The organism is uncultured Gardnerella sp. (genome assembly GCF_947280595.1).
Lineage (GTDB): Bacteria > Actinomycetota > Actinomycetes > Actinomycetales > Bifidobacteriaceae > Bifidobacterium > Bifidobacterium vaginale_A.
On record NZ_CAMYOS010000006.1, the window covers coordinates 1 to 26,041 of the forward strand.

A 26,041-nucleotide genomic window follows, 5' to 3' on the forward strand; every position below is an offset into this window, starting at 1 on the left:
CTGATGGCGCAACATTCGACAGCACTCCAGGCTTGCACAAGATTAAAGTGCAAGTGAAGCTTGAGGGCAACACTGCTGACGCTGAAGTGCTGTACCGCGTGCTGCCAGATTTGGTGTACAAAAGCGATTGGGAGAAGTTTAAGACTAGCGACTACGGCAGCAAGTATGAACAAGAGTACGCACCGATTACCTTTACCGGCAAGAACGATGAAGGCACTATTATTGGTCACGATACGACTGGCACTACTCCTTCTACTGACGTAACAACTACGCTTACTGCTTATGTTTATAAAGGTAAGCAGGTTAGAATCCGCGTTCCGCAAGCTTTCGGTAAGGATCACAGTGAAAATAATTACCACTATGTGTTCAAGGGTTGGGCAACTAAGGTTGTACAGCCGACTACTGAGAATCCGAAGCCAGAACAGAAGTACGATATCGATTCTGAAGGTCGTTATAAAGATGTTAAGGTTGACGATAATTCCGGCAAAACTTACACCGCTGTTTACAAGCGAATCGACTACTTCTCCAGTTCGTCTGACGGTGGTGAAGTTCCTAAGGATGCTGTAGTTGCAATCTTTAAGCCTGCTCCAGGGCGATTGTGGAAGGACGGCACAAGCGGTCCTAAAGTGTTCTACGTAAAGAAGGGCACTGATATTTCGAACATTCCTTACAGCTCTAGCGACTCTACTAATGCTTTGGTGAGACTTAAAGAAAACCTAACCAATGCTACTGGCACCTGGAAACGAAGCAGCATGCTTAATGACGGTAAGAAACTTGCTGAAGTTAAAGATGTTGCTGACGTGACTGGTGAGTGGAAAGACGGCTGGAAAGTCAACGAATCATTCCAAGAGTTCGTGGCAGATCAAAAGGATTGGACAGAGCCAGCAGTGCAGACTGATTACTTGGTTGCTGTGCAAGATGATGCTGACTCTCTTCCAAAGCTAACCGATTTTATAACTAATATGCCTGAACTCAAAGAAGAAGCTGCTTTGAAAGATGGAGTAGAAGACATAAAAGTCGAATACGATTTGCCAACTGAAGCTGAGAAAAATAAGTTCAAGCAGAAAATGCTTAAGAAGCCTGCTTTGTACACTGTTCCTTTGAAAGTGACAATCAAGTATAATGATGCAGCAGATTACAAGACTTATAAACTTGTAGGACGCTTAAAGGTGCTTTATAAGTTGATGTATCCAGACAGCTTGCCGAAGGAGAATACGCAGGGTACTGACCAAACTGGTGCTAATGCTGAACGCAAACTAGTTTTTGATAAAACTAAGTATGTTGAAGTCAAATTTATAAACGCTAAGAGTGATACTGAGTCACCAAATGGCAAGGGTGAATTTGCTGAAGGTTCGCGCACGTTGTACTACGCGTATAAGGATTCTGCTAGTGGCGTTCGCGCGCCGCAGGTTATTGGCAAGGATTACGATGCAAAAGGCTACCATTACGAGTTCCAAGGCTGGGAGATTCAGGAAGATACTACATTTGTAACAAATACTGCTACGTCAGTTCCTGTTATGACACTATTTGCTGCTATGACACCAAGCACTACTACTGTGCCTAATCCACAGAAAGTTAAGCTATATTCTAGTGCTGAAATTGCTAGTAGGAAGTTTGCTAGGAACACTAATATTGTACCGCATTATAAGCTTGTTAAAAACGTAATTGACGCTTCTACACAAGAAGAGATTCCAGACGGTTACGTTGCAACTATATTCCTTCCAGGATTTGGTAGAACGTGGGCTGACGGTTCGTATAAGCCAAAATTGCTGTATATTCGTCACGGAAAAGATAAAGAAGATAATATTAAGTTTGCTCAAAAGGTTGCAAGCGACACTGCTGCAAAACTTTCCGGTTTTACAAAGTGGCAAATGTATAATGCAAGAGGCGATAAGTCGAACATACTCTTACATGACAATTGGGATATTAGTAAGCCGCGCATCTTCGTTGCTGAGCAAAATGGCGTTGATGATGTGAAGATTCCAGAAACAGTTATTGGCGTGGGTGAGAGTATTACAAACGTTAATAAGCTCGTACATAACACTGACCCTAAAGTGAGTGTATCTATAGATGATAGCTCTACGGTTGATGTTTCAAAGCCTGGAATTTCAACAATTATGGTGAATGTAACTAAGCCTACTGATGAAATTGATAAGACTACAGGAAAGCAAAAAACTGTTACAACTAAGTTGCCTGTGCGCGTGTACGTTTTGCCAAAAGTTATTGCAAATAATGATTTGCCAGCTAAAGGCACTGCTGCAGCTAAGTTCATAGAAAAGAACTATACGAAGGTGACGTACGTAGCTGGTAATGGCGGAAGTTTGCAAAAATCGCCTCTTGAAAATGCTGGAAACAAGCCAGTTTCAGTATATTGGGTGCGAAATAACGCGAATGGTTTCCAAATGCCAATTCCAGATGTGCTTGCAGATAATGGTTACGTGTTCAAGAATTGGACTTCTATCACGACTGAGACTCCAGCAGTTCCAGCAGATCAACGTAAGGCTACAGAAGAAGAACGTGAAGCTTTGGTGCGAATGGCAATTATGGATGGTATGCCATATGTAGCAAATATTATTCGTAATTCAGGCAACTCTACGCTTGCTGCTTTGCAAAATCTGCTGAATGAAGCGCAAAAGAATCACTCGGAGCAAGAAGCTTACAATGTCTACAATGCTAAGCGCGAAGAATTAGCTAAGATTGCTGAATCGAATGGCAAATCTTACGTAGCTAAATTGATTCGTGATTCTCATAATTCTTCAATCGAAGCTTTGAAGAACTTGATGCGAGAAGCGAAGATTGATGTTGATAGCATTCTTGAAAAGAATCCTCAAAAAGAGAATCTTAGAAAAATTGCTCAAAATCTTGTAAAAATTGCTCAAGAAGCTGGAAAGCCATGGCTTGCTAAGCAAATTTTCAATTCAAAGCGTTCTTCAATCGAAGCTTTAAAGAACTTGATGCGAGAAGCTGGAATAGACTTGACATTTGCTAATTATGAGGAAACAAATAAGAGTGATGTCAGTGATGAACAGCGAGAAGTGCTTGCTGAACTTGCAAATGATGCAAATAAGCCAGAAATTGCAATGGAGATTCGCAGCTCCAAGAAGTCTAGTTTAGAAGCTTTGAAGCAGCTTTTGCGTAATGCTGGAGTAAATCCAGAGATTTCGCTACCAGAGTCACAGTCAACGTACGAAACCACTATTACTGCAAACTTCGAGGAGATGAAGCCTATGATGTTTGAGTTTAGAAGTTCTGCGGTTTCGGGCGTTCCTGCAACGTTTACGCTTGCAAACTTAACTGAGAATTCGAGTGGCAATACGATTGTTAGAGTAGATCGCAATGATTTTGTTATTAACAAGCTTAATCCTAATGGAAGCGGTTCTAACGGTCTTATTCCTTCATGCAATGGAACTACTTGCACTATTTCCGGCACTCCTAAGATTGTTGATGGAACGCCGAAAGTAGAAGTAACGTTTACTACTATTGATCAATACGGTCGAAAAGCTAATATTACTGTGTATATTGATATAGTAAATTCAAGTGAACAAACGTATATACCTGATACGAATACTCAAACAACTGTAGTTGAAACTTCTGTTAAGCAGCAAAAGCAGCAAAAGCAGCAAAAGCAGCAAGAAGTAGAGTCTAAAGATCAGTTGGCAAGTACAGGTAGTGACGTGTATAGTGTTTTGAATATTGCAAGTTTGTCTTCAATATTAGTTGCATTAGGGTTTGCTGTGAATATATCTCGCCATCGCCGTAAAGATCTTAAGTAACTGCTTAACTAATAAGTGATATTGCTAAAGGTTTGAAGAAACTTAAGTGACTTAAGTGATTTAAGTCACTTAAGTGTAAAGCGTAGTCACGAGTTGCAAAAGTTTTTTGGGAGAGTTATGTCTAAAGATAAATTTATCTGTGAAAGTGCAAAATCGCGAGTAAATTCTAACTCCAGTAATGCTGTTGATGCTTGTGATTCTGCTAATATCCCAGTCAGTGATGCTTGTGATGTATCTGCATCTGCATCTGTTACTAAAGATGCTTACGATAATCCTGAAATGGTTAATAAAATAGCAATTCGTGCTCTTATTTTACTTTTAATATCTTATGTTTTTGGGACGCTGTGCTTACAAGGTTTTAATTTGTTGTTTAAGCAAGTTGGTACTGATGTTTCAAGTCCGGAGCAAGCGTCTTTGATCACAGGTTTACCTGGAATAGTACTAGGTATTGCTTGTTTTATTTACGGCTCTTTAGGTGATTTCGTATCTTTAAGAAAACTTGTTACAGTTGGACTGTCTACTTTATTTATTGGTTCAGTATTCGGTTTCTTAGCGAATTTCTTCTTTACTCCTCATTTGTGGAGCGTTATTTTAGCGCGTATGATTCAATCTGCTGGAGAACAAGTAGCTGGTTCTGCGTATCTAGTAATTGTGTCGAAATATTTACGTAAAGATCTTAAAGTTATTTTCTTCGGATTATTTACAGCAGGATATCAAATTTCAGCGGCAATCGGTATTTTTACAGCTGGATTATTGAGTTCAATATCTTGGCGATATTTCTTCCTTATTCCAGCAATAACTATATTCTTCCTTCCTGCGCTAAGAAGATATTTGCCGCAAAATAACGGTAATGGCAGAAAAATAGATCGAATAGGTTTCGTGATTTTCGGTGCTGCTGTTGCTATTCTTACTGTTTTCTTCTCATACCACGTATGGTGGATGCTTGTTATTTCAATTGTATTGTTTATAATTTTCGGTATTTATATCAATAAAGCTAAAAATCCTTTTGTAACTCCTTCATTCTTCAAAAATAAGCGTTGGCTTTCTGCAATGCTTGTGCTTATGTTCCTTTATTTCACAAATTATTGTTTTACTCCAATTTTCAATCGTCTAGGCGGAGAATTATATAAACTCACTACATTTGATGTTGCTCATTATGTGGTTTGTGCTTTTGTTGTTGCTGCTCTTGCTGGAACGAGTTCCGGAAAGATTATTGCGAGAGTAGGTCGTAAAAATGCTGTTATTCTCGCATCTGTATTGATGGCTATTGGGTGGGCAATATCTGGATTCTTCGTTATGAGCGGATTTTTTGCGTTGACTTTTGGCGCATGTGTATATTATGCAGGTTGTGGTCTTATGTATTCTCCGCTTGTGTCAATAATATTGGATTCTTTGCCTGTTGAAGAAACTGGACGTGGTTGTGGTATGAACGATCTTGCTATGAGCGTCACTACATCTATTGGAATAGTAATTTTCTACGGTTTGATTAACAATCGATCTTTAGAAGGGTTCTCGTTAATCGGATTAAAAGGTTCAGCTGCAGGGTTCTCAAATGTTTTACTTATTGGCTCTGTTGTTTCTTTACTAGGATTATTTGTGTTTGTTATTAGAAATTACGTGTATTCGCGAAAAACTAAAAGAAGTTCGAAAAGCGTTAAAGCGTAATTTATAGGATTTTTACGAAATATCATATTTTTCGCATACGTTGAATACTTATAGGATATGCTGTTGTTAGTTCTTGAGCCCATAGTGAAACGTAGAATTCTTCACGCATCCACTTTAATTTCTCAGCTTTTTCTTGTTCTTCTTCATGCGTTGGTCCCAAAGGCGTAGATTTAGCTTTTTCTTGAGCTTTCTGAACTATTTTATTAGCTTCTTCAGCTTCCCATGCCCATCGAACATCGCGATTTTTATCTATTTTAGCTTTAGATAGTCGAATCTCATCTGCATGCAAATATCGTTCGATTCTAGGAAGATATTCTGCTGGAGTGTTTGAAATAAATCCTTCGTAAATAAGTTTTGAAGTGTGCTCTCGAATTGATTGTAATACAGATAGCATAGGCAAATCTGCTTTACCTGAAACTACTTTGCTTAATTGCGCTTGGCGTTTTAGTATTTTAATCACATCATGAGCTATTGCGTATACAGTATCTTCATAAATTTGAGATACGTTAGCTACAGATTCTTTTAATGAATCGTCATCTAAAATTTGCTCAGGATGCTTTATTAAGCGTTTAACTGCTGCCATTTGTAAATCTTCAGCTAAAGATTTTGATGTTTTATAGGGTGCTGCAGCGAGCACTAAAGCCTCTGTGCCTAGCCATCTGGATGTAATGCGATTGCAATCTAAATGTAGCATGTTAAGAGCGCCTTGCCATACCATTTGAGATCTAGAAATATTTGTAGCTCCTGCTTTATGTAATAAATCAGCTTGTTCTATTATTTTCCCAGCTTTTTTAGCTTTAGTAGCTTTACGATTTATTGCTTCTAAAGCAGATTCTTGTGCGAGTTTTGAGAATCGCTTTTGTAAAGCAACAAGAGATTTATCGTTTCCTAGTACAGTGATTGTTGTTCTATTGTTTGTGTTATTGTTTGCATTACTGTTTTCGGTGTTCTTATATACGCTATTTGTGTTACTGTTTGCGCTGTTCTTCTGTTTTCTAATGAATCCTTGAGAGTGTGTTTTTATATTTGTTTTCTCTACGCTAAAAGTCATTCGAACATAAGGAGTAAGGCGATTCATTTGTTCATCGTCAAAAACTTCAGGATGAATTTGCGCTCCGATTACTTGTATAGCAGCTTTAGTAAATATTTCGCGAAAATCTTGCCATTCAAAGGAATCTTTACAATCTTCAGAAATACCGGGGAGAGTATCGTAATGATCGTCAATCCACTCGCGAATCTTCTTAGCACTATCTGGAGCAGGCACGAATTGAACGCGTAAACTTTTAGGTAAAGATTTAATCATTCCAAGAATTAAGTCATCTAATAGTCCTGGAACGTTCCATGTAAATTCTTCAGGTGTTAGTCTACTTAACACGTGAACAGGAATATGAATAGTAACTCCATCAAAAGGACTATTCGGATCGTAAATATAACTTAAACGTAATCGTATAGGTTTCCCGTCTGTGCAAATAGTATTCCAATGGTCTGGATAATCTGCTAAATCAGTGCTTTGCGCGCTTTGTAACCTCTCAACTTCTTCAGGATTAAAATCTAGCTTATGCGGATTTTTTGCATGAGCATTTTTCCACCATTTTGCTAAATCTGCAATATTAGTTACATCTTGAGGCAAGTTATTGTCATAAAAAGCAAATAAATCCTCATCATTTACTGTTTCGCTTATTTGCCTAGTGCGATTAGATTGATTTTCTGCGTCTTCAAGCATAGAGCGATTTGCAGAAATAAAAGTATCGTATTGGAAACGCTGTTGCACATCGCCTTCAACTAGAGCGCAACGAATTAAAAGCATCCTAGATTCATAAGGGTTGATTTTAGACCATTGAACAGTGCGATTTTGTACAATAGGTAATCCGTATAAAAGCACTTTTGATTTTGCTATTGCAGCACCTTTAGACGCGCTCCAGTGAGCATCTGAATACGTGACTCGAGTAAGATTTTTTGCAAGAGATTCAGCCCATGCAGGATCAATTTGCGCACAATATCTAGCCCAAAGTCTTGACGTTTCTACAAGTTCTGTGCAAATAATCCACGAAGGTGAAAGCTTACAAACACAAGAAGATGGGAAGATTGCAAATCGTGTACCTCTAGCTCCTTGATAGTCGTTCTTAGCCATTTTTTGTGCACGTTTAATAGCGCGAATTTTTGCAGCTCCATGTAAATTAGCAAAGTCGGAAGCTTTAGGTTCTCGAATAACTTGCATTCCTATCATTGAAAGCAAGCCTGAAAGCATTGAAGTGTGTATTCCCTGATAATCCCATGAACAGCACAAACTATGAGCAGATTGTTGATTGTTAGGAAGTTGTCTGATCTCAAGTGATGGCCTTTTTAATGGCAGCGCTTCTCCAACTTTATAATTCAATTCTTTACATAAGTCTTGCAATTGATTAACTAAATCTTTCCACTGTTTTAGGCGTAAAAAGTGGAAAAATTCCGATTTGCATAGTTTACGAAGAGCGTTGTTGCTCATATTCCCGTCTGCTTGGAAAATATGATCCCAAATATTTAGAGCAGTTAAAAAGTCGCTGCTTTCATCAGCATAACGATTATGAATCCTATCTGCTTCTTCATGTTGCTCAACAGGTCTTTCTCTAGGATCTTGCAAGCTTAAGAATGCTACTATTACAAGAATTGCTGCAAGAGTATTTGGAGTATTCATTCGCGCAGCTTCAATAATCATTCGTCCAAGACGAATATCAATAGGAAGTTTTGAAAGCTCCCGTCCGGTATGAGTAAGTGTAATTAACCCTGATTTTCTGCTAATAGCTCCAAGTTCGCTAAGCTCATTAAGTCCATCGCTTACAGCTTTTATATCTGGAGGATCAATAAATCCAAAATTAGTAATATCTTCTCCAGTTTTAGCAACTCCTACAGAAAGCATGTGCAAAACTACAGCTCCAAGAGAAGTGCGCAAAATTTCAGGATCTGTAAAACGTGGGCGCGATTCATAATCTTCGCGCGAGTATAATCGAATCGCAATACCATCTGCAATACGACCGCAGCGTCCAGAACGCTGATCTGCGCTCGCTTGAGAAATAGGTTCTATAGGAAGTCTTTGCACTTTTGCAGATTTAGAATATCTAGAAATCCTAGCTAAACCTGTGTCTACAACATATCTAATTCCTGGAACAGTAAGAGAAGTTTCTGCAACGTTTGTTGCTATTATAATGCGCTGATGCGTGTGTGATTCAAAAACTCTATGCTGATCTTTTGAAGAAAGACGTGCGAAAAGTGGGACTATTTCAATCGCATCTGTGCGATGCATGTCATTTGCGCGCTCGCCAAAATATGAGCGTAAACTTGATTCAAATTCGCGAATATCTCGCTCTCCTGAAGCGAATACCATAATGTCGCGTGCGCCAAAATCATGACTAGAATGAATAACAAGCTGTGCACATGCTCTAGTTACAGCAGAAGCAATATCTTCATCGGAAGAATATTCATCGGAAGATTCTTCGCTATTTTTTTCGTTAGACTTGCTTTCTTCAATAGTTTCTTCGCTCATTGAAATATCTGCAAATCCTGGAACATGTTGCATAAGTGAAGGAGCGGAACCAAGCGGTTCGTATAGTACTCGTACGGGATACGTCCGTCCTGAAACTTCAATAATAGGCACTTTAATGTGTAAAGCTTGTTCGAAATGATCACAGAATTTTTTTGAATCAATAGTTGCAGATGTAATAATAAGTTTCAAATCTTTGCGCTTTGGCAATAAAGTTGTTAAGTATCCGAGCAAAAAGTCGATGTTAAGACTTCTCTCGTGTGCTTCGTCAATAATAATCGTATCGTAACGATTTAAAAGTGGATCGCGTTGGATTTGTGCAAGTAAAATACCATCTGTAACTATTCTAAGTTTTGTTTTTGTGGAGCTTTCATCCGTAAATCGTACTTGATATCCGATTTCTTCTCCTAGTTTTACTCCCATTTCGCTAGCAATTCGTTCTGCTACTGTGCGAGCAGCTAATCTGCGAGGTTGAGTGTGTACGATTTGCTTACCTCTTCCGCCTCTTCCGAGTTCTAGCGCCATTTTTGGGATTTGAGTAGTCTTACCAGAGCCTGTTTGACCAGAAATAATCACAACTTGAGAAGACTTAATTGCTTCTATTATTTCATCGTGCGCTGCACAAATAGGTAGTTCAGGTGGATACTCAAATTTCATAATAAATAGTTTCTTTACGTGTTTTTACTATATTTAATTTTAATTGTTTTAATGTTTAACTGTTTTTATTGTTTTTTTTTTATTGTTTCTAATTGTTTCTAACTATTTCTATTACTCTGTAACCTTTTGAGCTTGCGAATTTCATAACGTTAAAATTATCTCCAAGATTTTTAGCTAGCCATGGTATAAGAGAATCTGCTCCAAGATTTTTTTGAACAACTAGATAAGCTTTTCCTTTTACATTTAGACGAGGAATCCAAGTAAGAAGTATTTCATGTAGTACTTCTTTTCCAACGCGAATAGGCGGATTAGACCATATTAGGTCTATATGCTCCAATTTTTCATTTTCAAGCGCATTTTGTGCAATCTCAGTGTGAATATTTTTAAGCCCAGCGTTTTTTGCGTTTACTTCACTAAGTTCAATAGCGCGCTCGTTTACGTCAATTGCAAAAATTTCAGCGTTTTCAGATTCTAATCCGAGTGAAAGAGCAATAGGACCCCATCCGCATCCAATATCAAGGAATACGCCATTTTCTGGAGGTTTAGGCGCGTGCTTGAGCAATACCGATGTGCCTAAATCTAATCTAGATGAGCTAAAAACGCCATTAGAAACTTGCACGTTTACGTCATGACCGCGCAAATTCACATGCAACGTATGGCGTTCGTCTTTTGATGATGGAGATGCATAAAAATATTGCTCTCCACTTTTGCTATTAACTGTTTTAGTGTTGTTTTGATTATTGTTCTGATTTTGGTTTTTATTTTGGTTCTTAATCATTGTTGTTAGTTGCAATCCGTTTTACACTTTTTTTCTGTTTTATTTCCGTTTTATTCTGTTTTTCTTGTTGTTTATTTTGCTTTATTATATTCAAGTTTTATTATGTCTTCTCAAATCACAATAATAAAACAAACGTTGTAAAATGCTAGTTACGTCAAACTAGAGTAGGGGACAAATGGTAGATTTTAATGCTAATAGCGAGAGTAATTCTAGTTTTAGTAATTCAAATGCGTTTCTTTCAGAGCATTCAGAAGTCCTACTTGATTCGTCTTCTTCTAAAGAGAAACATGATGAAGCTTGGCAGAATCGTGAATCACATAATGCGTTAAAACGAGTTGCAGGACTCGGTGAGTTGCAAGATGTTACTGAAGTTGAATATAGAAAACTTCGTCTTGAGCGTGTTGTGCTAGTAGGCGTTTGGTCAAGTGCAAATAGCACTCTTTCTCAAGCGGAAGAGTCATTAAGAGAACTTGCAGCTTTAGCTCAAACAGCTGGTGCAGTTGTTTGTGATGGTTTATTGCAGCAAAGATATAAGCCTGATGCTGCTACTTATGTTGGTTCTGGAAAAGCTAGAGAGCTTGCGCAAGTAGTTTCGCTAAATGATGCGGATACAATCATAGTTGATGATGATTTGCCACCAAGTCAGCGCAGAGCTTTAGAAGATGCTACTAAAGTTAAAGTTGTTGACAGAACTGCTGTGATTTTAGATATTTTTGCTCAGCATGCTACGAGTCGTGAAGGTAAAGCTCAAGTTGAACTAGCACAATTGCAATATATGCTTCCTAGACTTAGAGGTTGGGGCGCTGCTCTTTCTAGGCAGGCTGGAGGTAGAGCTGCAGGAGATGCTGGAATCGGTTCAAGAGGTCCTGGTGAAACAAAAATTGAAATGGATCGGCGTGCTATTAGGAATCGTATTTCTAAATTGCGAAAAGATATTGAACATATGGCTCCAGCTCGAGATGTTAAACGTGGATCTCGTAGACGTCAAAATATACCGACTGTTGCTGTTGTTGGATACACTAACGCTGGAAAATCTTCCATTATTAACAAAATTACTGGTTCAGAAGAACTAGTTGAAAACGCTTTATTTGCTACGTTGGATACTGCTGTTCGCCGCAATCGTAGTAAAGACGGTCGTAGTTATACTCTCGTAGATACTGTAGGATTTGTTCGTAGACTTCCTACTCAGCTAGTAGAAGCATTCAAATCTACGCTAGAAGAGGTGAGTCAAGCTGATGTGATTTTACACGTTGTTGATGGTTCTCATCCTGACCCAGTATCTCAAATTGAAGCAGTGAACGAAGTTTTAAGTTCAATTGATGGAGTAGAAGATATTACGCAATTGCTTGTATTTAATAAGTCTGATTGTATGAGTGAAGCTAAGAGAGAGCGTTTAGAAAAATTATATCCGGATTCTCTTATTGTTTCTGCTGTTTCTGGAGATAATATTCTTCGACTTCGTCAAAGAATTGAGTATCTATTGCCTTCGCCAAAAGTGCAAGTTAATGTTAAGTTGCCTTACACAGAGTGTGCTTTGCTTTCTCAAGTTCGTGAAAATGGTGTAGTAGAAAAAGTTGATTATGAAGATGACGGAGTTTCTCTAGTTGCGTATGTTAATGATTCTTTAGCTGCAAAACTTATGAAAGTATCTTTGTGAAAGTTTTAATAGTTTAGTTTATTAAATTAAGAGCTTGATTTGTTTTTACAAATTCCGGTGGTGCGATTAGAGTAAAAGTGTTCATACCCACAGGCTCTTATAAAAGAGCTACACTTCATAAAAATATTGTGTTTCATGCATTATTAGCATGTTTCAAATACATTATGAAAGTTGTAATAGGTTGTTGAAAAGAGGTTGTTTCGCATGGTAAATTCGCAGGTTAAGCCAACAAAGCTGGCGATTATTGGTGCTGGTGCAGTCGGTTCTACGCTCGCCTTCGCTGCCGCTCAGCGTGGTGTTGCCCGTGAAATTGTGCTTGAAGATATTGCTAAAGAACGTGTAGAGGCTGAAGTGTTAGATATGCAACACGGTTCTAGCTTCTATCCTGCAGTATCTATTGCCGGTTCGGACGATGTTGAAATTTGCCGTGATGCAGACATGGTGGTTATTACCGCTGGTGCTCGTCAGAAGCCTGGTCAGACTCGCTTGGATCTTGCAGGTGCAACCATTAACATTATGAAGTCTATAATTCCTAATGTTGTAAAAGTTGCTCCTAATGCTATCTACATGTTAATCACTAATCCTGTTGACGTTGTGACTCATGTTTGCATGAAGCTTTCTGGACTTCCTGCAAATCAAATGTTCGGTTCTGGTACAAATCTTGATTCTGCTCGTCTTCGCTTCCTTATTGCTCAGCATACAGGTGTTAATGTTAAGAATGTTCACGCTTATATTGCCGGCGAGCATGGCGATTCAGAAGTTCCACTTTGGGCTTCTGCAACTATCGGTGGTGTTCCAATGTGTGATTGGAATGCTCTTCCTGGTCATGAGCCATTGGATGCTCAAAAGCGTGAAGAGATTCATCAAGAAGTCGTTAATGCTGCTTACAAGATTATCAATGGTAAGGGCGCAACGAACTATGCTATTGCTATGTCTGGCGTAGATATTGTTGAAGCTGTACTTAGAGATACTAATCGTATTTTGCCAGTTTCTTCGTTACTTGACGATTTCCATGGAATTTCAGACGTTTGCATGTCTGTTCCAACTTTGTTGAATCGTAATGGCGTGAATTCTCGTCTTAATACTCCAGTTTCTGATCGCGAGTTAGCAGCTTTGAAGCGTTCCGCTGAAACTTTGCGAGAAACTGCTGCAAAGTTTGGTTTCTAAACTTTGTAGTCTAGCGTCATTAGAAGCTTCATTAGAAGAATAATTTCATATTGAAGCAATTAAACCGCTTCTTCACAATACGTGGGGGAGCGGTTTTATTTGTAAACAGCATACAGCGATCGTAAACAAAATACCGTATGCAGAGATTGTAAACAACATACTGTGTTTGTAAACAACATACCGCGTCGTTATTTCTTGTGTCTTAGATATATGATTGTCATATGGCTGATTTTTCTCATATTCTTGCTACACGTCCAGATTTTGACGATAGTGATCGCGAATGGCTTCATCATTTAGTTGCAGATTGGCAAGTTATAGCTGACTTAAGTTTTGCAGATCTTCTATTAGTCATTCAAAACGGAGATGGTGATTATGTTGTTGCTGAACAGTGCCGTCCTTCTACAGCAATCACTCTTAGAACTGAAGATTTACTTGGTGAAAAGTTAGACATATCTATGCACGATGAGCTTTCTGAGGCTATGAAGTCAGAAACAAGTTTCCATTCTTCTGTTCTTCGCTCTGTTGGAAGAGCAACTGTATGTAATGTTTATGCTCCTATTCGTCATAATGGTAAAACTTTAGGTCTTGTTTTGCGAGAAACTAACTTAGCAACTCGCGAATCTAACGGCAGATATGAAACAGAAAGTATTAACGCTGGCAAAACGCTTTTCGACATGATTCCACGTAGTCAATTTCCATATCATGATTCTGTGTTGAATCAGCGTCATAATGCTAGAGTTGCTGACGGATTTATTGTCTTAGAAGCAAATGGAATTGTTCGATATGCTTCTCCTAATGCTATTAGTTGCTTCCGCCGTCTTGGTGGCTTAAATACTATGACTGGCGAATATTTAAGCGAATTTGGTACTAGGCTTTTACATGTAAACGATGCTGTTCCAGAAAGCTTACCGCTTGTTTTAAGCGGTAAAGCAGATATTGATTGTGAGCTTGAAGCAAATCATTCTATTGTGTCTATGCGCTCTTTGCCTCTTTATGGTCCTAGTGAAAGAACTGGTGCTGTAATATTATGCCGCGATGTTACAGAGGTTCTTCGCCGCGAACAAGAATTGCAAACAAAGAATGCTACTATTTCAGAAATTCATCATCGTGTGAAAAATAATCTTCAAGCTGTTTCAGCGCTTTTGCGTTTGCAAGCGCGTAAAACTAAGTCTTCTGAAGTTCGTAAAGAGTTGGAAGAAGCACAAAGAAGAGTTCAAACTATTGCTCTTGTGCATGAAGGTTTGAGTCAAACTGCAGACGAAGTTGTTGATTTTGATAAAGTTATTTCTAGTTTGCTTAAAATGTCTATAGAATTAGCTTCCCAAAATCAAAAGATTAGCATTGACTTCGTTGGTAAATTCGGAATGTTAGCAGCTCAAGATGCAACGCCTTTATCTTTGGTTCTTACTGAATTAGTTACTAACGCTGTTGAACATGGTTTTGAAGATAAAGAATCAGGTCATATTAAGATTTCAGTTGGTCGCGGAGGAGATAACCTGAATATTATGGTTGAAGACGATGGAGATGGAATCGATAGCGAGTCTTCTCACGGCATGGCGCGTTCTTCAGGATCTGGATTAGGCACTCAGCTTATAAATACTTTTGTTACAAATGATTTTGGAGGAACGGTTCGCTGGGAGCAACGTCATGAAGGTGGCACTCGAGTAGTGCTAGATATTAAACTTCGCGTTCCAGGGGTTATGTAACCTTTAAGCTTTATAAGTCTGATTCGTGATGTCTGCGCGCTCGCATTGCGCGTCTTTTGAGCGATCTGCGTTCTTCTTCGCTCAATCCGCCCCAAATTCCATAATCTTGGTTTGTTTCTAACGCGCATCTTAAGCATGAGTCAGATACTTTGCATGAGCGGCATACGGACTTTGCTTCCTCAATTTGCTGGTATGAAAGCCCTGTGTTACCAACTGGGAAAAACAGCTCTGGGTCTTTATCTCTGCAGGCTGCTTTTGTACGCCAATTAAACAAATTGCTCATGTGTGAGTAAACCTCGCTATCTAAAAGAGTAAAAAATCCCCCGTATGTAAGGAAATCATGAATAATCATTTTTTTCAAGAGTTTTGCAAACTTTAGTTAAATATGAATTTATTTGTGAGGTGTTTTATTTCGTGATTGTAAGCTTAAGTTGTAGAAAATTAAATTCACGCGAATAGCTATTTAAGTATTTTCACAATAAGCTAATTGAATTAAATAAGCGTTTCCAGAATAGATTAGAATAGCGCGCCCTGAAGTATTATAGTCGTCAGCGCATAAAGATTGTTGTATTTTTGTAGGTATTCCAAGCATTGTATCTGTTCCTGAATCTCCAGTTGGAAATATTATGCGAACTGGAGCTTGATCAGGTAATCGCAATCCTCTAACTGTTTTAACGCTAAAAATAACTGTGTTTGAAGAAGTTAATTCTTTTTGGAATTTTAATGCATTTGGATTATTGCTTAATGGTTCTATGAGGCAATCAGCATTATCAACAATAATAGTAGAAGCTGTATTTTTCTCATAATATCCATCTTGCATAGGTTTATTTAATAATTTAGCAATAAGTTTAAGCACATTAGTTTTTCCGCGACCGTGTGATCCGATAATCGCTATGTTTCCAATGTTTAACGGTAAAAGAGCTGAGTATAATTTTATGCCATCATCCAATAATCCTATTCTTATAGAATTTCCATTTAATGTAGAAATTTCGTTTTGTACACTGTATTTTTCTAATTGTTTTTCAGTAACGAATGATTGTAAAGGTGCGCTAAATAATTGTTTTGCTTGAGCGAAATTATAAAATTTTCCTGCGAGTAAGATTCCTTTTATAAAAGTTTCAATATTTGCTATTGGAGCGCATCTCATTGCTATTATCCCTTCTCCAATATTGCAATATGCTCCACCAGGATATTGTGGATTTATGTATGCTGCACACGAAGATCCTAATAATTCGTGAGATTGTAAGGCATCTCTTACTCGTAAGCATAAGTTAATAGACATATTTGCTTTCATATCTGCATTAACTTGTCCTAAAGGATTTTGCGTGCAAGCAATAATATGCATTCCTAAAGATCTTCCAACTGAAGCAATTCGTATGAGCCTGTTCATATAGTGCGGAAGTTGATCTTTTAATGCGTGAAATTCGTCTATAACAATAACTATAGAAGGTTCATAAGGTTTTACTTGAGTAATATTGTTGCATCCTTGTTGAGCTACTAGTCTTTCTCGTCTATCTAACTCTTGTTCTAATCCTTGCAATGCTCTAGTTGCATGTTTAAGATTCAAATCTCCAACATTTCCAATGCTATGTGGAAGATTCGCTAAGGAATCGAAAGTTGCTCCTCCTTTAAAATCCATAAACACGAATCTCAATACGCTTGGCGGATATTTGAAAGCGAGAGATAAACACCATGTTGTTAGTAAAATTGATTTTCCAGATCCTGTTGTGCCTGCAACTAAAGCGTGCGGTCCATTTTTAACTAAATCAATATTCATGTATCCGCAATTTTTGACTCCGATTGTAGCTATAAGTTGCCTTTGCATAGATTTAGCTTGTGTTTGCGCTTGTGGTGTGTTGTATCTGCTCTGATATTTAGTGTTTGTGGAATTAAGTGAAAGAAGCCATTGTCTTACTATTTCTCTCCAAGGAGGCATGATTAAAGCAATATTTTTGTTATGAAAATTACTTGTAGCATTGCTTTTATTATTTAATAATATTTTTTCTAAAATTATTGGATTTATATTGTCAGGATTATTTTCGAGTTTGTCGTTGTTAGCACTGCTGCTGTTAGCGCTGTTGTATTGTACAGATTCATTGGATTTTGTGACTAATTCAGAGCTTTTTGAGCTTGCAAAACTATTAGCATAATTAGTATTATTTGCTTTCAAATTGCTTATTTTGCAATAGCTTACACAGGATTTACTGCCGTTAGAATCACTTTCTTCGCGTTCGCTTTTATTTTTGAGTGAATCAATAAATGTAATATTTTTATCAATTGATGCATGTTGTTGTATTAGCTGCGGAATAATGTTAGCGAGATACATCATTGTGCTTGGTATTATCATAGCAATCATCATCCATTGGTGTTGTATGAAAGATATAACAACTATAGTTATATTTGCAATAATTGGCATAATGCTCGCTATTATTTGCATTTTTATAAGTGCTCGTTGTGTGCTAGTTTTCATAAAACTATGATTGCGTTGAGCTCTCTTAAAAGCAAGAAAAATATGTTTATGTGGTCAGAAGTTAGCATAACCTATATTTTGTTCATTGAACTACATTTTTGTCTATAACACATAGTTCTATTCAGTAACTATACATTTGTTTAGTGGCTACACATGTGTTAGTAATTATTTACTAACACACAATTTTCTTCTTAGCGCGTTTGAGCACAACAAGTTGACTATTTAATGTGTCATTTCTGCAAGCGTACCAACGCTTCCTGGAGCATGAGTTCCTGCAGATAGTTGATTAAATAATTCAATATTCTTCGAATCGTCTAACAATACAGACGATCCGATTCCTCGAATAATATAATTTGGATTCGTCCAGTAAACGGTTCCAGATATTCCGTCAGCTCCTGTTGCATCTTTAAACGCGAGCGCCATATCTATTAAAGACATTGGAGTTGAATTTTCGTCAAATATTATAGAATTAAGTCCTGCTTGAGAAAGTTTTTTAACTTTATCAAAGTTAGTTAGAGTGTCTTTTGATGAAGCTTTCTTTATTATTGCAGAAATTACCATTCGTTGTCTTTTTGCGCGTCCAAAATCAGACTCTGGATCGCCATGTCGCATTCTCGCAAAAGCTAATGCTGTAGCTCCATTTGAATGATGGCATCCAGCTTTCCAATCGAGTCCGCTAAATCTATCTTTAACAGTGCGATTGTAACAAAGCTCAACGCCGTCCATTGAATCAACTACTCTAGTTAATCCTTCAAATCTAATTTCTGCAACATGATCAATATGATGACCTGTAATACTTTCTACTACTTTTGTTAGTGCAGGTTTGCCAAATATTTGTGCAACAGAGTTTATTTTCATTCTTCTATTATTTATAGAAACTAACGAATCTCTTGGTATTGATATGAGTGAGCTGTGTCCGTTCACAGGCTTTGTTAAAACTAGAATAGTGTCCATTCTAAATCCAGTAATCTCTTTAGCTTCTGCTCCTTCGCGCTGGTCAGAACCTAATATAAGCCATGTTTTTTCTTGAGTGTCTGGAGTATTCGTAGTCCATGCAGTTTTTTTCATGTTGGATTCAACGAAATGGTATGCGTTAAAGCCTAATATAGCTGCAACAATAAGCAGTATTGAGAGTAATAAAGATATTGTTATAAGCACATAATGTTTTTTACGTTTTTTGTGATTGCTATTATTGCTGTTATTGTTAGTACTATTTTCGTAAATATATGAATCTGAATTATTTCTTGAAATATTTGCACTATTTGCATTATTTGTGCTTGAATTTTGCGTGCTAGCATAAGCGCTATTACTCGAAGCGTTTTCGTAATTTGATGTACTTATCACATTACTAGACGAAGATGTTTTACGTTTAGCAGAGTTTGGAGCAAAGCTAGGCGGAATATTAGCATTTAGTTCATTTGAATTTTGGTATGCGCTTGCTTTTATGCTGTTTGCATTATGTCTTTTAGAAGATCTTTGCTTAACATTTTGTGGAGAAAATTGCGGCAGCACAGTGTTATCATAGCCGTTATCATAGCCTGATTTAGAAGTATGTCTTTTAGAGCTAGGCTTATACGATGGTGGAAAACTCGGATTCTGCTCACTTTTATAAGCGTCATCTGAACTTTTGTCACTCATTATATGCCCCTTTAATTCTTATAAAAAAGCTATGCTAACTTCTAGAATTATATGCATCTACTTTTACTAGAACGTTACTCTATAAATGTCAAACTTATGATTTTGGCACAGCGCATATAGTATTGTTCAAATATTTATCTGCAATACCCATATAGTATCCAGTGGAAGGATCTCGTATAGTTCCATCTTTTGGATTTACAATTCCGCCTGTATTAGGATCTACTAGTCTTCCTAATCTATCTTTTGCTAAGCCTGTATTAGGATCTATTTTTCCATATTGAGATTCTTGCGAAGAGTTGCTTTCATCTTTTGCATTTTCGCTAGAAGATGACTTTTCGTTAGAAGAATTGTTGCTATTAACGTTTTTACGTTTTTGTGACTTTCCTTTGCGCTTAGGCGATGCAGAAGAATTTGCATTTTCTATAATAGGCTTATTTTCGCGCATTGCTTGCCATATGTTTTCTGCAGAGTAATCCCATACAACGCGATTAGGATTTGTAGGATCAGTTGTAATCGGTATTGTTCTAGCGTATATCTTTGAAGTATCCAAGTGTCTTAAGCTTACTGCTATTCCAACTAAGGTAGCAGGATTTGCAAGTCCTGAACTGATATTCAAAGAATTTAAAGCAGATTTAGCGAGTTGATATAGTTGCCCTGATTGAGTAAATAAATTCTTAGATAAAGCTTGATGTACTAATTGTTTTACTAAGTATTGCTGACGCGTTGTGCGCATAATATCAGAGCCATCGCTTGCAGTATCGTGTCGCATTCTAGCGTATTGAGTTGCTGTAACGCCATCGAGATGTCTCAATCCGCGCTTTAAAGTGATTCCAGTGTAACGGTCATGCGTATTAGCAGGAATACATAGTGTAACGCCACCAATTGCGTTAATCATTTCGCTCAAACCGTTGAAATCAGCCACAATAAAGTTATCAATGTTAAGTCCAGTAAGAGTATTGACGGCTTTTAGAGAGCAGCTTGCAGCTGATGCTAAATCTCTTCCGCGAGAATATCCAGCAGCGAATATGGAATTAAACATTACGTTTCTTCGAGCTGGAACGTATCCTCTGGAAGTGTTGCATCCAGGCGCGTTTACTATAGAATCTCTTGGAATAGAAACTAAATTAACATAAGAACGATCTGCGCTAATTTGTACAACCATTGCAGTATCTGATTGGTGGTTTTCTTCGCCATCATGTGCAAAATTATTATTTTTGCCTTCGCGAGTGTCTTGTCCAAGAAGAAGGAAGTTTATAGGTTTTCCAGCATTAGGATCAACAGGTTCTTCAGCTTTTTTGCTTCCAGGATTATGAATTACTTTTATAGATCTATTGCTTATAGTCGTGCTAAAGTCTGACCATACTGCGGTTGCAATTGTTGAGAAGAAGGTCAATATTGCAACAATGCTCATGCATATTATTTTTCGTAAGCGATTGTTGACATTAAAATCAAGACTATGTCTTGGAGAACGGAATCTTGAAATGCTCTCGTTCCTCTCATAGTTTTGAGGGTGGCGTGAAGTCACCATGTATACCTTCTTTCAAAAAACCATATCTTAAGAAAACATGGTCTAAAGTATATTTTGCGTATCGTTATACATAGTATTTAATGCTCAATAACAATTAGATACAATGTACATAACTATAATGCAATCTATTGAGATTATTTACTAAATTATAGTGTTTATGTTGATTTTTATGTAACATTTTGTGATTTTATTTAGATTATTTTAGATTTACGATTATTTATTAAGTGTTTATTAAGTGTTTTATTGAGTGTTCTATTGATATTTAATAAGATTTTATGAGCGTTTTATGAGCGTTTTATGAGCGTTTTATTTGTAGTTACCTACCCCTTGCGTACACTGTAACTATGGATTCAATAATTGCTGATGTAGATAAGTTTCAACATGAAGTTCTTCATGCCTTTGCAAATCTTAAGAATGCTAGGCCAAGAGATGTAGACTCATCTATTATGGCAATGATGTGTATTGAAAGAGATACACGATTTTACAAGGAAACGCTTAAAGCTGTTGCCGATCAAAGTATACTTCCTGGCACAATTGTGATTGTTGATTGTGCTCGCCGTGTTAAAGATATTAAACGTTCGTATATAAACGTTAATTGCGTTACTAGTGCGCTAGACGATGTTATTGAGAAAAATTTTGCATCTTCTAGAAATTCTAATAATTTAATCGATTCTGCTGATTCCAATGATTCTTATATATATAAGCGTTTAAGCGAAGATAATTATAAAAAAATCAATGTAATCATACTTCCTGTAGTTTCAGCACATTCTTTTGGTAATGCTATTGATAAAGCTTTACATCAACTTATGCCGTGTAATGGAATAAAAGCAATGTGGCTTTTACATGACGATTCTCGCCCAGCTGATTCTAGTTGTTTAGAATCTTTGAGAGAAACATGGCGTAACACTCCAACGGCATCTGTTTTAGGAGCAAAACAAGTCGATTGGGAAGGAAAAATCTTACACAATGTTGGAATGTATTCTTGGCATCATCGTTTGCATTCTTTAACTGTTGAAGGAGAGTTAGATCAAGAACAATACGATAATCGCAAAGATGTGTTCAGTGTTTCTTTTGCAGGCGCTCTTATTCCTTTAGGAACATGGCAATCCATGCATGGAGTTCAACCTTGGATGACAACTTTTGGAGAATCTCGCGATTTTTGTCGTAGAGTATGTTTGAATGGTGGCAGAGTTGTTGTAGTTCCTTCTGCTCGTATTGCTCATAGGCGAGCGCGATTTGAGGGTATACGTACTCGTTCCGGTGATGCTCTAGCGGAAGAAAAATCGGGTATGGTTCACAGCATAGCTTTATCTCTTAAAGCTTTGCAAAGATATTTTTATACGGATATTCGTCTTGTTTTATGGCCTATTATTTGGCTTATAAGTATTCCAGTTTCGCTTGTTATGGCGTTGCAATCTCTATTTGTTAAACAACCTTATACTGCTTTAGTGCACTTATGGCTTCCGTGGTCTGCAATACTACAATTACCTAAAGCTATTTTTGCTAGACTTCGTGTTGTAAGAGCTACTAGAGTATCTATAAAAAATTTGAACACTCTTGTTGCAAACCGTAAACAGATTGCTAAGTGGAAAGATCGTTGTGCTGCTTATAAATCTCAAAAGCATGGGATTTTGCTAGGACCGCTTGCTAGGAAGCATCTTCATAGAAGAATATTATTGCGTTGGAGCGCTGCGTTAGTAGCTGCAATGGTTGCCTTGTGCGCAACATTCGTGTTCTATGGTAGTTCATGGCGAGAGATTCTTGAAGGCTCAACGATTTACGCTCAACAGTGGGTTCCTACTGGATCAAGCATTGGTCAATTATGGAATGCTGCAATAGGGTCTTGGATTCCAGATAATGGTTTTGGCCCTGCTTTGCCGCCTGCTCCATTATTGTTAATGTGGTCGATTGCATCTGCTATTTTTGGCGGAAATCCTGCTTTAGCAGTCACTTTCTTGTTCTTCTTGTCAGCTCCTTTAATGCTTTTAAGCTTCTGGGCTTTTGCTGGAGTATTTACAAGATCTGATTCTATACGTGTATGTTCTGGAATTTGCTGGTCAGTGCTTGCAATGGCATTCGGATTATTTGCTCGTGGTGATATTCCTATGCTTGTTGTAATGGTGTTTTTGCCTGCAGCATTAGCGTTCTCTTTCAGAGCAGTTGGAATGTATGTTACAGAAGATCCTGTTAAGCCTGTTCCTTCTACGCAATCTGCAGCGTGTGCTGCTTTATGTTTTATGCCTGCTGTTGCAGCTGAGCCACAATTATTACTTGCTTTATTAGTTATTTTCGTGATTGCTATCGTAATGGTTCGTTCACATAGAGCAATGCTTGTTCTTATGCCGATACCTTCGATTCTAGTGTGTTTGCCAACTTTAGGTAGCGTAGTTAGGTATTTCAATGCTGGAATGTGGCGTCAAATATTTGGTTCTATGGCTTTAGCGCATAGCAATATACAAGGTTCGCCTCGTTGTGATGGGTATATTGAAATATTATTGCGAACTTTTAATATGAATGTTGGTTATGTTTCTTCTAATAATCAATTACTTTCACTTCGCGGTATTTTGATGATTGTATTTGCAATAATTGCAGTTGTTATGGCTATTATTTCGCTTGCTTTACCATTTTCTTTGCGTCAATCTCGCGTTATGTGGGGAGTTATTATATCTGGAATGGCTCTTTCGCTTATTTCTGTAAGAGTTGTTGTTAGTTCTGATGCATTAGGTCCTGTTGCAGGAAGTGCTCTTCCTGGAGTAGTTCTTTCTGCTAGTGGTGTGCTTGCATGCATATGCATGGTTGCAGGTCATGCTGTAAGTCGTTTTGAGCCGTTGAAAGTAAAATATAGAAATGAAGTTTATAAAACTAGGGTAGATAAGCGTGCTGCTATGCGTAAATCTGCTGCTTTAGTTTTGAGTAGAGTTGCTTATTGTGCTAGAGGGATTTTATCTTGTGGAATTTTCGCTATGGCTATACTTCTAGCAATTTTCGCTATTCTAAGTGGTCCTTTGAGTTCAGTTTCCGCCAGTGGTGATGGATTGCCAATGGTAGTGACTGATTATTTAAATAAAGATAGTAGTCGTAGAGTTTTAGCTGTTCGAGCTATTAGCGATAAAGATATTGAGATTGCTATTATGCGTACATCTAGAGGAGATGCTATTGATGAATCTCCAGCTTTACGTGTGCGTAATGTGCTTTATGGAATGTCTAGGAATGATGTTGCACTTTCTTCTGCTGTTGCAAAGCTTATTTCTCACGCTGATCCTGGAGCTATTGAAACTCTAGAACAATTTGGATTTGGCGGAATTTATATAGTAAATGATTCATATAAAGCGAAAAAGTCACCATATAATTCTTTGATATATGGTGAAACTTTTGCAGATAAAGCTGCAACTGAACGTCTTATTTCTAATGTTAATGCTTCTGAATCTGCACAGCTTGTTGTCACTTCTAAGCAAGGCACATATTGTCGCTTTGATAATCCTGCTACTGTTACTTCTAAATCTTCGTTCTATTATCGAATGAGACCTTTAGCGTGGAGAGTTTCATGGATTTTAGTATGCGCAATAGTTTTGTTGTTATATTGCTTAGTTGCTGTTCCTCGGTTTGGCAAATATAACGTTTTAGAACGTAATGATGATAATAGAGAGGAGAGTATTGATGAGTTGGCGTAATAGTGATAGCAATACTGATTCTGCTGTGGATTCTGCTGTGGATTCTGCTGTGGATTCTGCTGTGGATTCTAATAGTGAAACGCATCAAAATATTGGTCAGCATAGTGCTGACATTGCACAAACAGTAGAGCAAAGAAAACGTCATATGCATAATGTTTTCGTGACTTTATTAGCTTCTTTAAGTGCAATTATTTTTATAGCTATATCTGTTATTTTCGCAACCAAGTCATTTTATACTCAATTCGTTGATGATGCTTTATCTCCTTCATCTTCAATAACTCAGCGCGTCACCGCTACGAATTTAAAAATGGTTTGCCCTTCCAGATTAGCAATATCTGAATCATCTGATTATGGTGATAGTCAGTATCGCGAATCCGATGGAAATATTTCTTCTTATGCAAGATACGGTGTTTTTGGAAACATGCACAATGCTACTGTTCGAAATGCTAGAGATAATGGAGAATTTGCTAGTAAATTACATTCTGTTAATAGCATAAAAGTCGCAAATAATAAAAGTAATTCTAATAGCGATGATTCTAGTGTTAATAGTGATGATTCTGATGATTCTTCTTCTAGCTCTAGTGAAGAGTTAAATGATGATTCTGATGCCGAAAACAGCAACAATAGTGATTCTAGTGTTGATAATAGCGCTCGCGTTGTGTTTTATGCGAATAAAAAAATTGATAAAGATTCTCAAGTTTTAGAAGGAAAATTATCCGCATCAGATTCTGGAACTGGACTTTCTGCTTCGTCTGCTTCTTGGGCAAGTGATGGAGATTTGCGTGGGCTTTCTGCATCATCGTGTGTGATTCCATCTAGGAGCCAAACATTTTTAGTTCCTGAAGTTGATTCTGGTACTTCAATTCGTTTAGTTTCAGTAAACAGCTCTGCTAAGCCTACTATTGTACAAATCAGAATGTGGTCAGTTGAACATGGAAGTAGCGTTTTAGGGTTATCTACTGGAAGTACTTTTACTGTTGATGCTAATAGTGAATCAACGTTTGATATTGCAGCTGCTGCGAGTTTAAGTAAAGGCTTATATTTGCAAGTCTTGAGTGAGCAAGCTCCAGTTGCTTCGTTTATGCAATATAGGAGAATGCAAGGTTTAGTAGTTAAAGGTGTAGATATTATTCAACCATTAGAATCTGATTGCAAATCTTCTATTATCCCTGGAGTTAGTCAGTCAGATAACGCAAAGTTATATATTTGGTCTAGAAAATCAAGTAATGTAAACATATCTTGGATGGACGATGAAGGTTCAAAATCTATTAAAAATGTGCCTTTACAATCTCAAGAATTGAAGGTAATAGATCTTGGAAAAGTTCCAGATAAAGTTAGCGCGTTAAAACTTGATTCAAATAATCCTATTGCTTCCATGGTTGAATTAAATCGTAAATCAGATGGCGGTCAAGAAGATGTAGCGTTTGCTACTCGTGTTAATGGCGAAGGATATAGAGCAATAGTTACTCCTGTTAATCCTGAAGAAACATCACTGTATTTAGCATCTTCTGGCTTAGACAATGCATCTGTGAAATTAAAAGCTTTTGATTATAAAGGTGATTTTCTTAAAGATAAAACTATAAATATTCGCGCTAATAGTTCATTGGAATTGAAAGCAAACGACATTGATGAAAATGCTGTTATGTTTGAAATCAATTCTAAATCGAATGTTGCTTTTGCTGCTCGTCTTCATAAGAAAGAAGTAGACGATGCTCATCTTGCGTCTGTTGCGTGGATTAAATCACAGTCTTTAGAGCCTCAACAAGTTTCTGTAAAAGTTACACGAACTCAAGGAGTTGTTAAGTAATCTTCTT

General features: G+C 37.4%; 12 protein-coding genes and 1 pseudogene. 7 read left to right on the forward strand and 6 right to left on the reverse strand.

Annotated features, from left to right (window positions below):
* Both Q0X59_RS02945 and Q0X59_RS02950 read left to right on the forward strand, forming a co-directional pair.
* Window positions 1-3,773, forward strand: a pseudogene (locus Q0X59_RS02945) (hypothetical protein); the annotation flags it as partial.
* Window positions 3,774-4,052: 279 nt separating this feature from the next.
* Window positions 4,053-5,438, forward strand: coding sequence for an MFS transporter (locus Q0X59_RS02950; protein WP_297643156.1), 1,386 nt, complete (start codon window positions 4,053-4,055; stop codon window positions 5,436-5,438).
* Window positions 5,439-5,460: 22 nt separating this feature from the next.
* Here Q0X59_RS02950 and hrpA read toward each other — a convergent pair whose 3' ends face one another.
* Together hrpA and Q0X59_RS02960 are read right to left on the reverse strand one after the other, a co-directional pair.
* Window positions 5,461-9,612, reverse strand: coding sequence for an ATP-dependent RNA helicase HrpA (gene hrpA / locus Q0X59_RS02955; protein WP_297643071.1), 4,152 nt, complete (start codon window positions 9,610-9,612; stop codon window positions 5,461-5,463).
* Window positions 9,613-9,700: 88 nt separating this feature from the next.
* Window positions 9,701-10,390 carry a methyltransferase gene (locus tag Q0X59_RS02960; protein WP_103043147.1) on the reverse strand — a complete coding sequence of 230 codons (690 nt, stop codon included), beginning with the start codon at window positions 10,388-10,390 and terminating at the stop codon, window positions 9,701-9,703.
* A 175-nt stretch (window positions 10,391-10,565) separates the two neighbouring features.
* On the opposite strand from Q0X59_RS02960, the gene hflX reads away from it, so the two are divergent.
* The 3 genes from hflX (at window position 10,566) to Q0X59_RS02975 (ending at window position 14,920) form a co-directional block, all read left to right on the forward strand.
* Window positions 10,566-12,047 (forward strand): GTPase HflX, encoded by a 1,482-nt coding sequence (gene hflX, locus Q0X59_RS02965; protein WP_297643075.1) that lies wholly within the window; start codon window positions 10,566-10,568, stop codon window positions 12,045-12,047.
* 204 nt (window positions 12,048-12,251) lie between these two features.
* Window positions 12,252-13,214 carry an L-lactate dehydrogenase gene (locus Q0X59_RS02970; RefSeq protein ID WP_075523440.1) on the forward strand — a complete coding sequence of 321 codons (963 nt, stop codon included), beginning with the start codon at window positions 12,252-12,254 and terminating at the stop codon, window positions 13,212-13,214.
* Between the two features lie 221 nt (window positions 13,215-13,435).
* Window positions 13,436-14,920, forward strand: a complete 1,485-nt coding sequence (locus Q0X59_RS02975) for a PAS domain-containing sensor histidine kinase (RefSeq protein ID WP_075523439.1) — start codon at window positions 13,436-13,438, stop codon at window positions 14,918-14,920.
* 10 nt (window positions 14,921-14,930) lie between these two features.
* Here the strand turns inward: Q0X59_RS02975 and Q0X59_RS02980 are convergent, their stop codons facing one another.
* The 4 genes from Q0X59_RS02980 to Q0X59_RS02995 form a co-directional block, all read right to left on the reverse strand.
* A complete protein-coding gene (locus tag Q0X59_RS02980) occupies window positions 14,931-15,203 on the reverse strand; it encodes a WhiB family transcriptional regulator (protein ID WP_075523438.1) in 273 nt (90 codons plus the stop codon).
* Between the two features lie 180 nt (window positions 15,204-15,383).
* Window positions 15,384-17,336: an FtsK/SpoIIIE domain-containing protein gene (locus tag Q0X59_RS02985; RefSeq protein ID WP_082266255.1), complete on the reverse strand. Its 1,953-nt coding sequence runs from the start codon at window positions 17,334-17,336 to the stop codon at window positions 15,384-15,386.
* 276 nt (window positions 17,337-17,612) lie between these two features.
* Window positions 17,613-19,028, reverse strand: coding sequence for an LCP family protein (locus Q0X59_RS02990; RefSeq protein ID WP_297643079.1), 1,416 nt, complete (start codon window positions 19,026-19,028; stop codon window positions 17,613-17,615).
* Window positions 19,029-19,122: 94 nt separating this feature from the next.
* Entirely contained in the window at window positions 19,123-20,439 is a 1,317-nt protein-coding gene (locus tag Q0X59_RS02995; RefSeq protein WP_297643159.1) for an LCP family protein, read from the reverse strand.
* A gap of 461 nt (window positions 20,440-20,900) precedes the next feature.
* Between Q0X59_RS02995 and Q0X59_RS03000 the strand changes: the two genes are divergently transcribed.
* Window positions 20,901-24,227, forward strand: coding sequence for a glycosyltransferase family 2 protein (locus tag Q0X59_RS03000; protein WP_297643081.1), 3,327 nt, complete (start codon window positions 20,901-20,903; stop codon window positions 24,225-24,227).
* On the forward strand, window positions 24,214-26,034 hold the full coding sequence (locus Q0X59_RS03005; protein WP_297643083.1) for a DUF5719 family protein: 1,821 nt from the start codon (window positions 24,214-24,216) through the stop codon (window positions 26,032-26,034). The genes Q0X59_RS03000 and Q0X59_RS03005 overlap by 14 nt, the downstream gene beginning before the upstream one ends.
* Window positions 26,035-26,041: the final 7 nt, after the last annotated feature.

What these genes read in the sequence shown, in the direction of transcription:
- Q0X59_RS02950 (WP_297643156.1), top strand. Translation starts at nt 4,053, where the DNA reads ATGGTTAATAAAATAGCAATTCGTGCTCTTATTTTACTTTTAATATCT.
- hrpA (WP_297643071.1), bottom strand. Translation starts at nt 9,612, where the DNA reads ATGAAATTTGAGTATCCACCTGAACTACCTATTTGTGCAGCGCACGAT.
- Q0X59_RS02960 (WP_103043147.1), bottom strand. Translation starts at nt 10,390, where the DNA reads ATGATTAAGAACCAAAATAAAAACCAAAATCAGAACAATAATCAAAAC.
- hflX (WP_297643075.1), top strand. Translation starts at nt 10,566, where the DNA reads ATGGTAGATTTTAATGCTAATAGCGAGAGTAATTCTAGTTTTAGTAAT.
- Q0X59_RS02970 (WP_075523440.1), top strand. Translation starts at nt 12,252, where the DNA reads ATGGTAAATTCGCAGGTTAAGCCAACAAAGCTGGCGATTATTGGTGCT.
- Q0X59_RS02975 (WP_075523439.1), top strand. Translation starts at nt 13,436, where the DNA reads ATGGCTGATTTTTCTCATATTCTTGCTACACGTCCAGATTTTGACGAT.
- Q0X59_RS02980 (WP_075523438.1), bottom strand. Translation starts at nt 15,203, where the DNA reads ATGAGCAATTTGTTTAATTGGCGTACAAAAGCAGCCTGCAGAGATAAA.
- Q0X59_RS02985 (WP_082266255.1), bottom strand. Translation starts at nt 17,336, where the DNA reads ATGCCAATTATTGCAAATATAACTATAGTTGTTATATCTTTCATACAA.
- Q0X59_RS02990 (WP_297643079.1), bottom strand. Translation starts at nt 19,028, where the DNA reads ATGAGTGACAAAAGTTCAGATGACGCTTATAAAAGTGAGCAGAATCCG.
- Q0X59_RS02995 (WP_297643159.1), bottom strand. Translation starts at nt 20,439, where the DNA reads ATGAGCATTGTTGCAATATTGACCTTCTTCTCAACAATTGCAACCGCA.
- Q0X59_RS03000 (WP_297643081.1), top strand. Translation starts at nt 20,901, where the DNA reads ATGGATTCAATAATTGCTGATGTAGATAAGTTTCAACATGAAGTTCTT.
- Q0X59_RS03005 (WP_297643083.1), top strand. Translation starts at nt 24,214, where the DNA reads ATGAGTTGGCGTAATAGTGATAGCAATACTGATTCTGCTGTGGATTCT.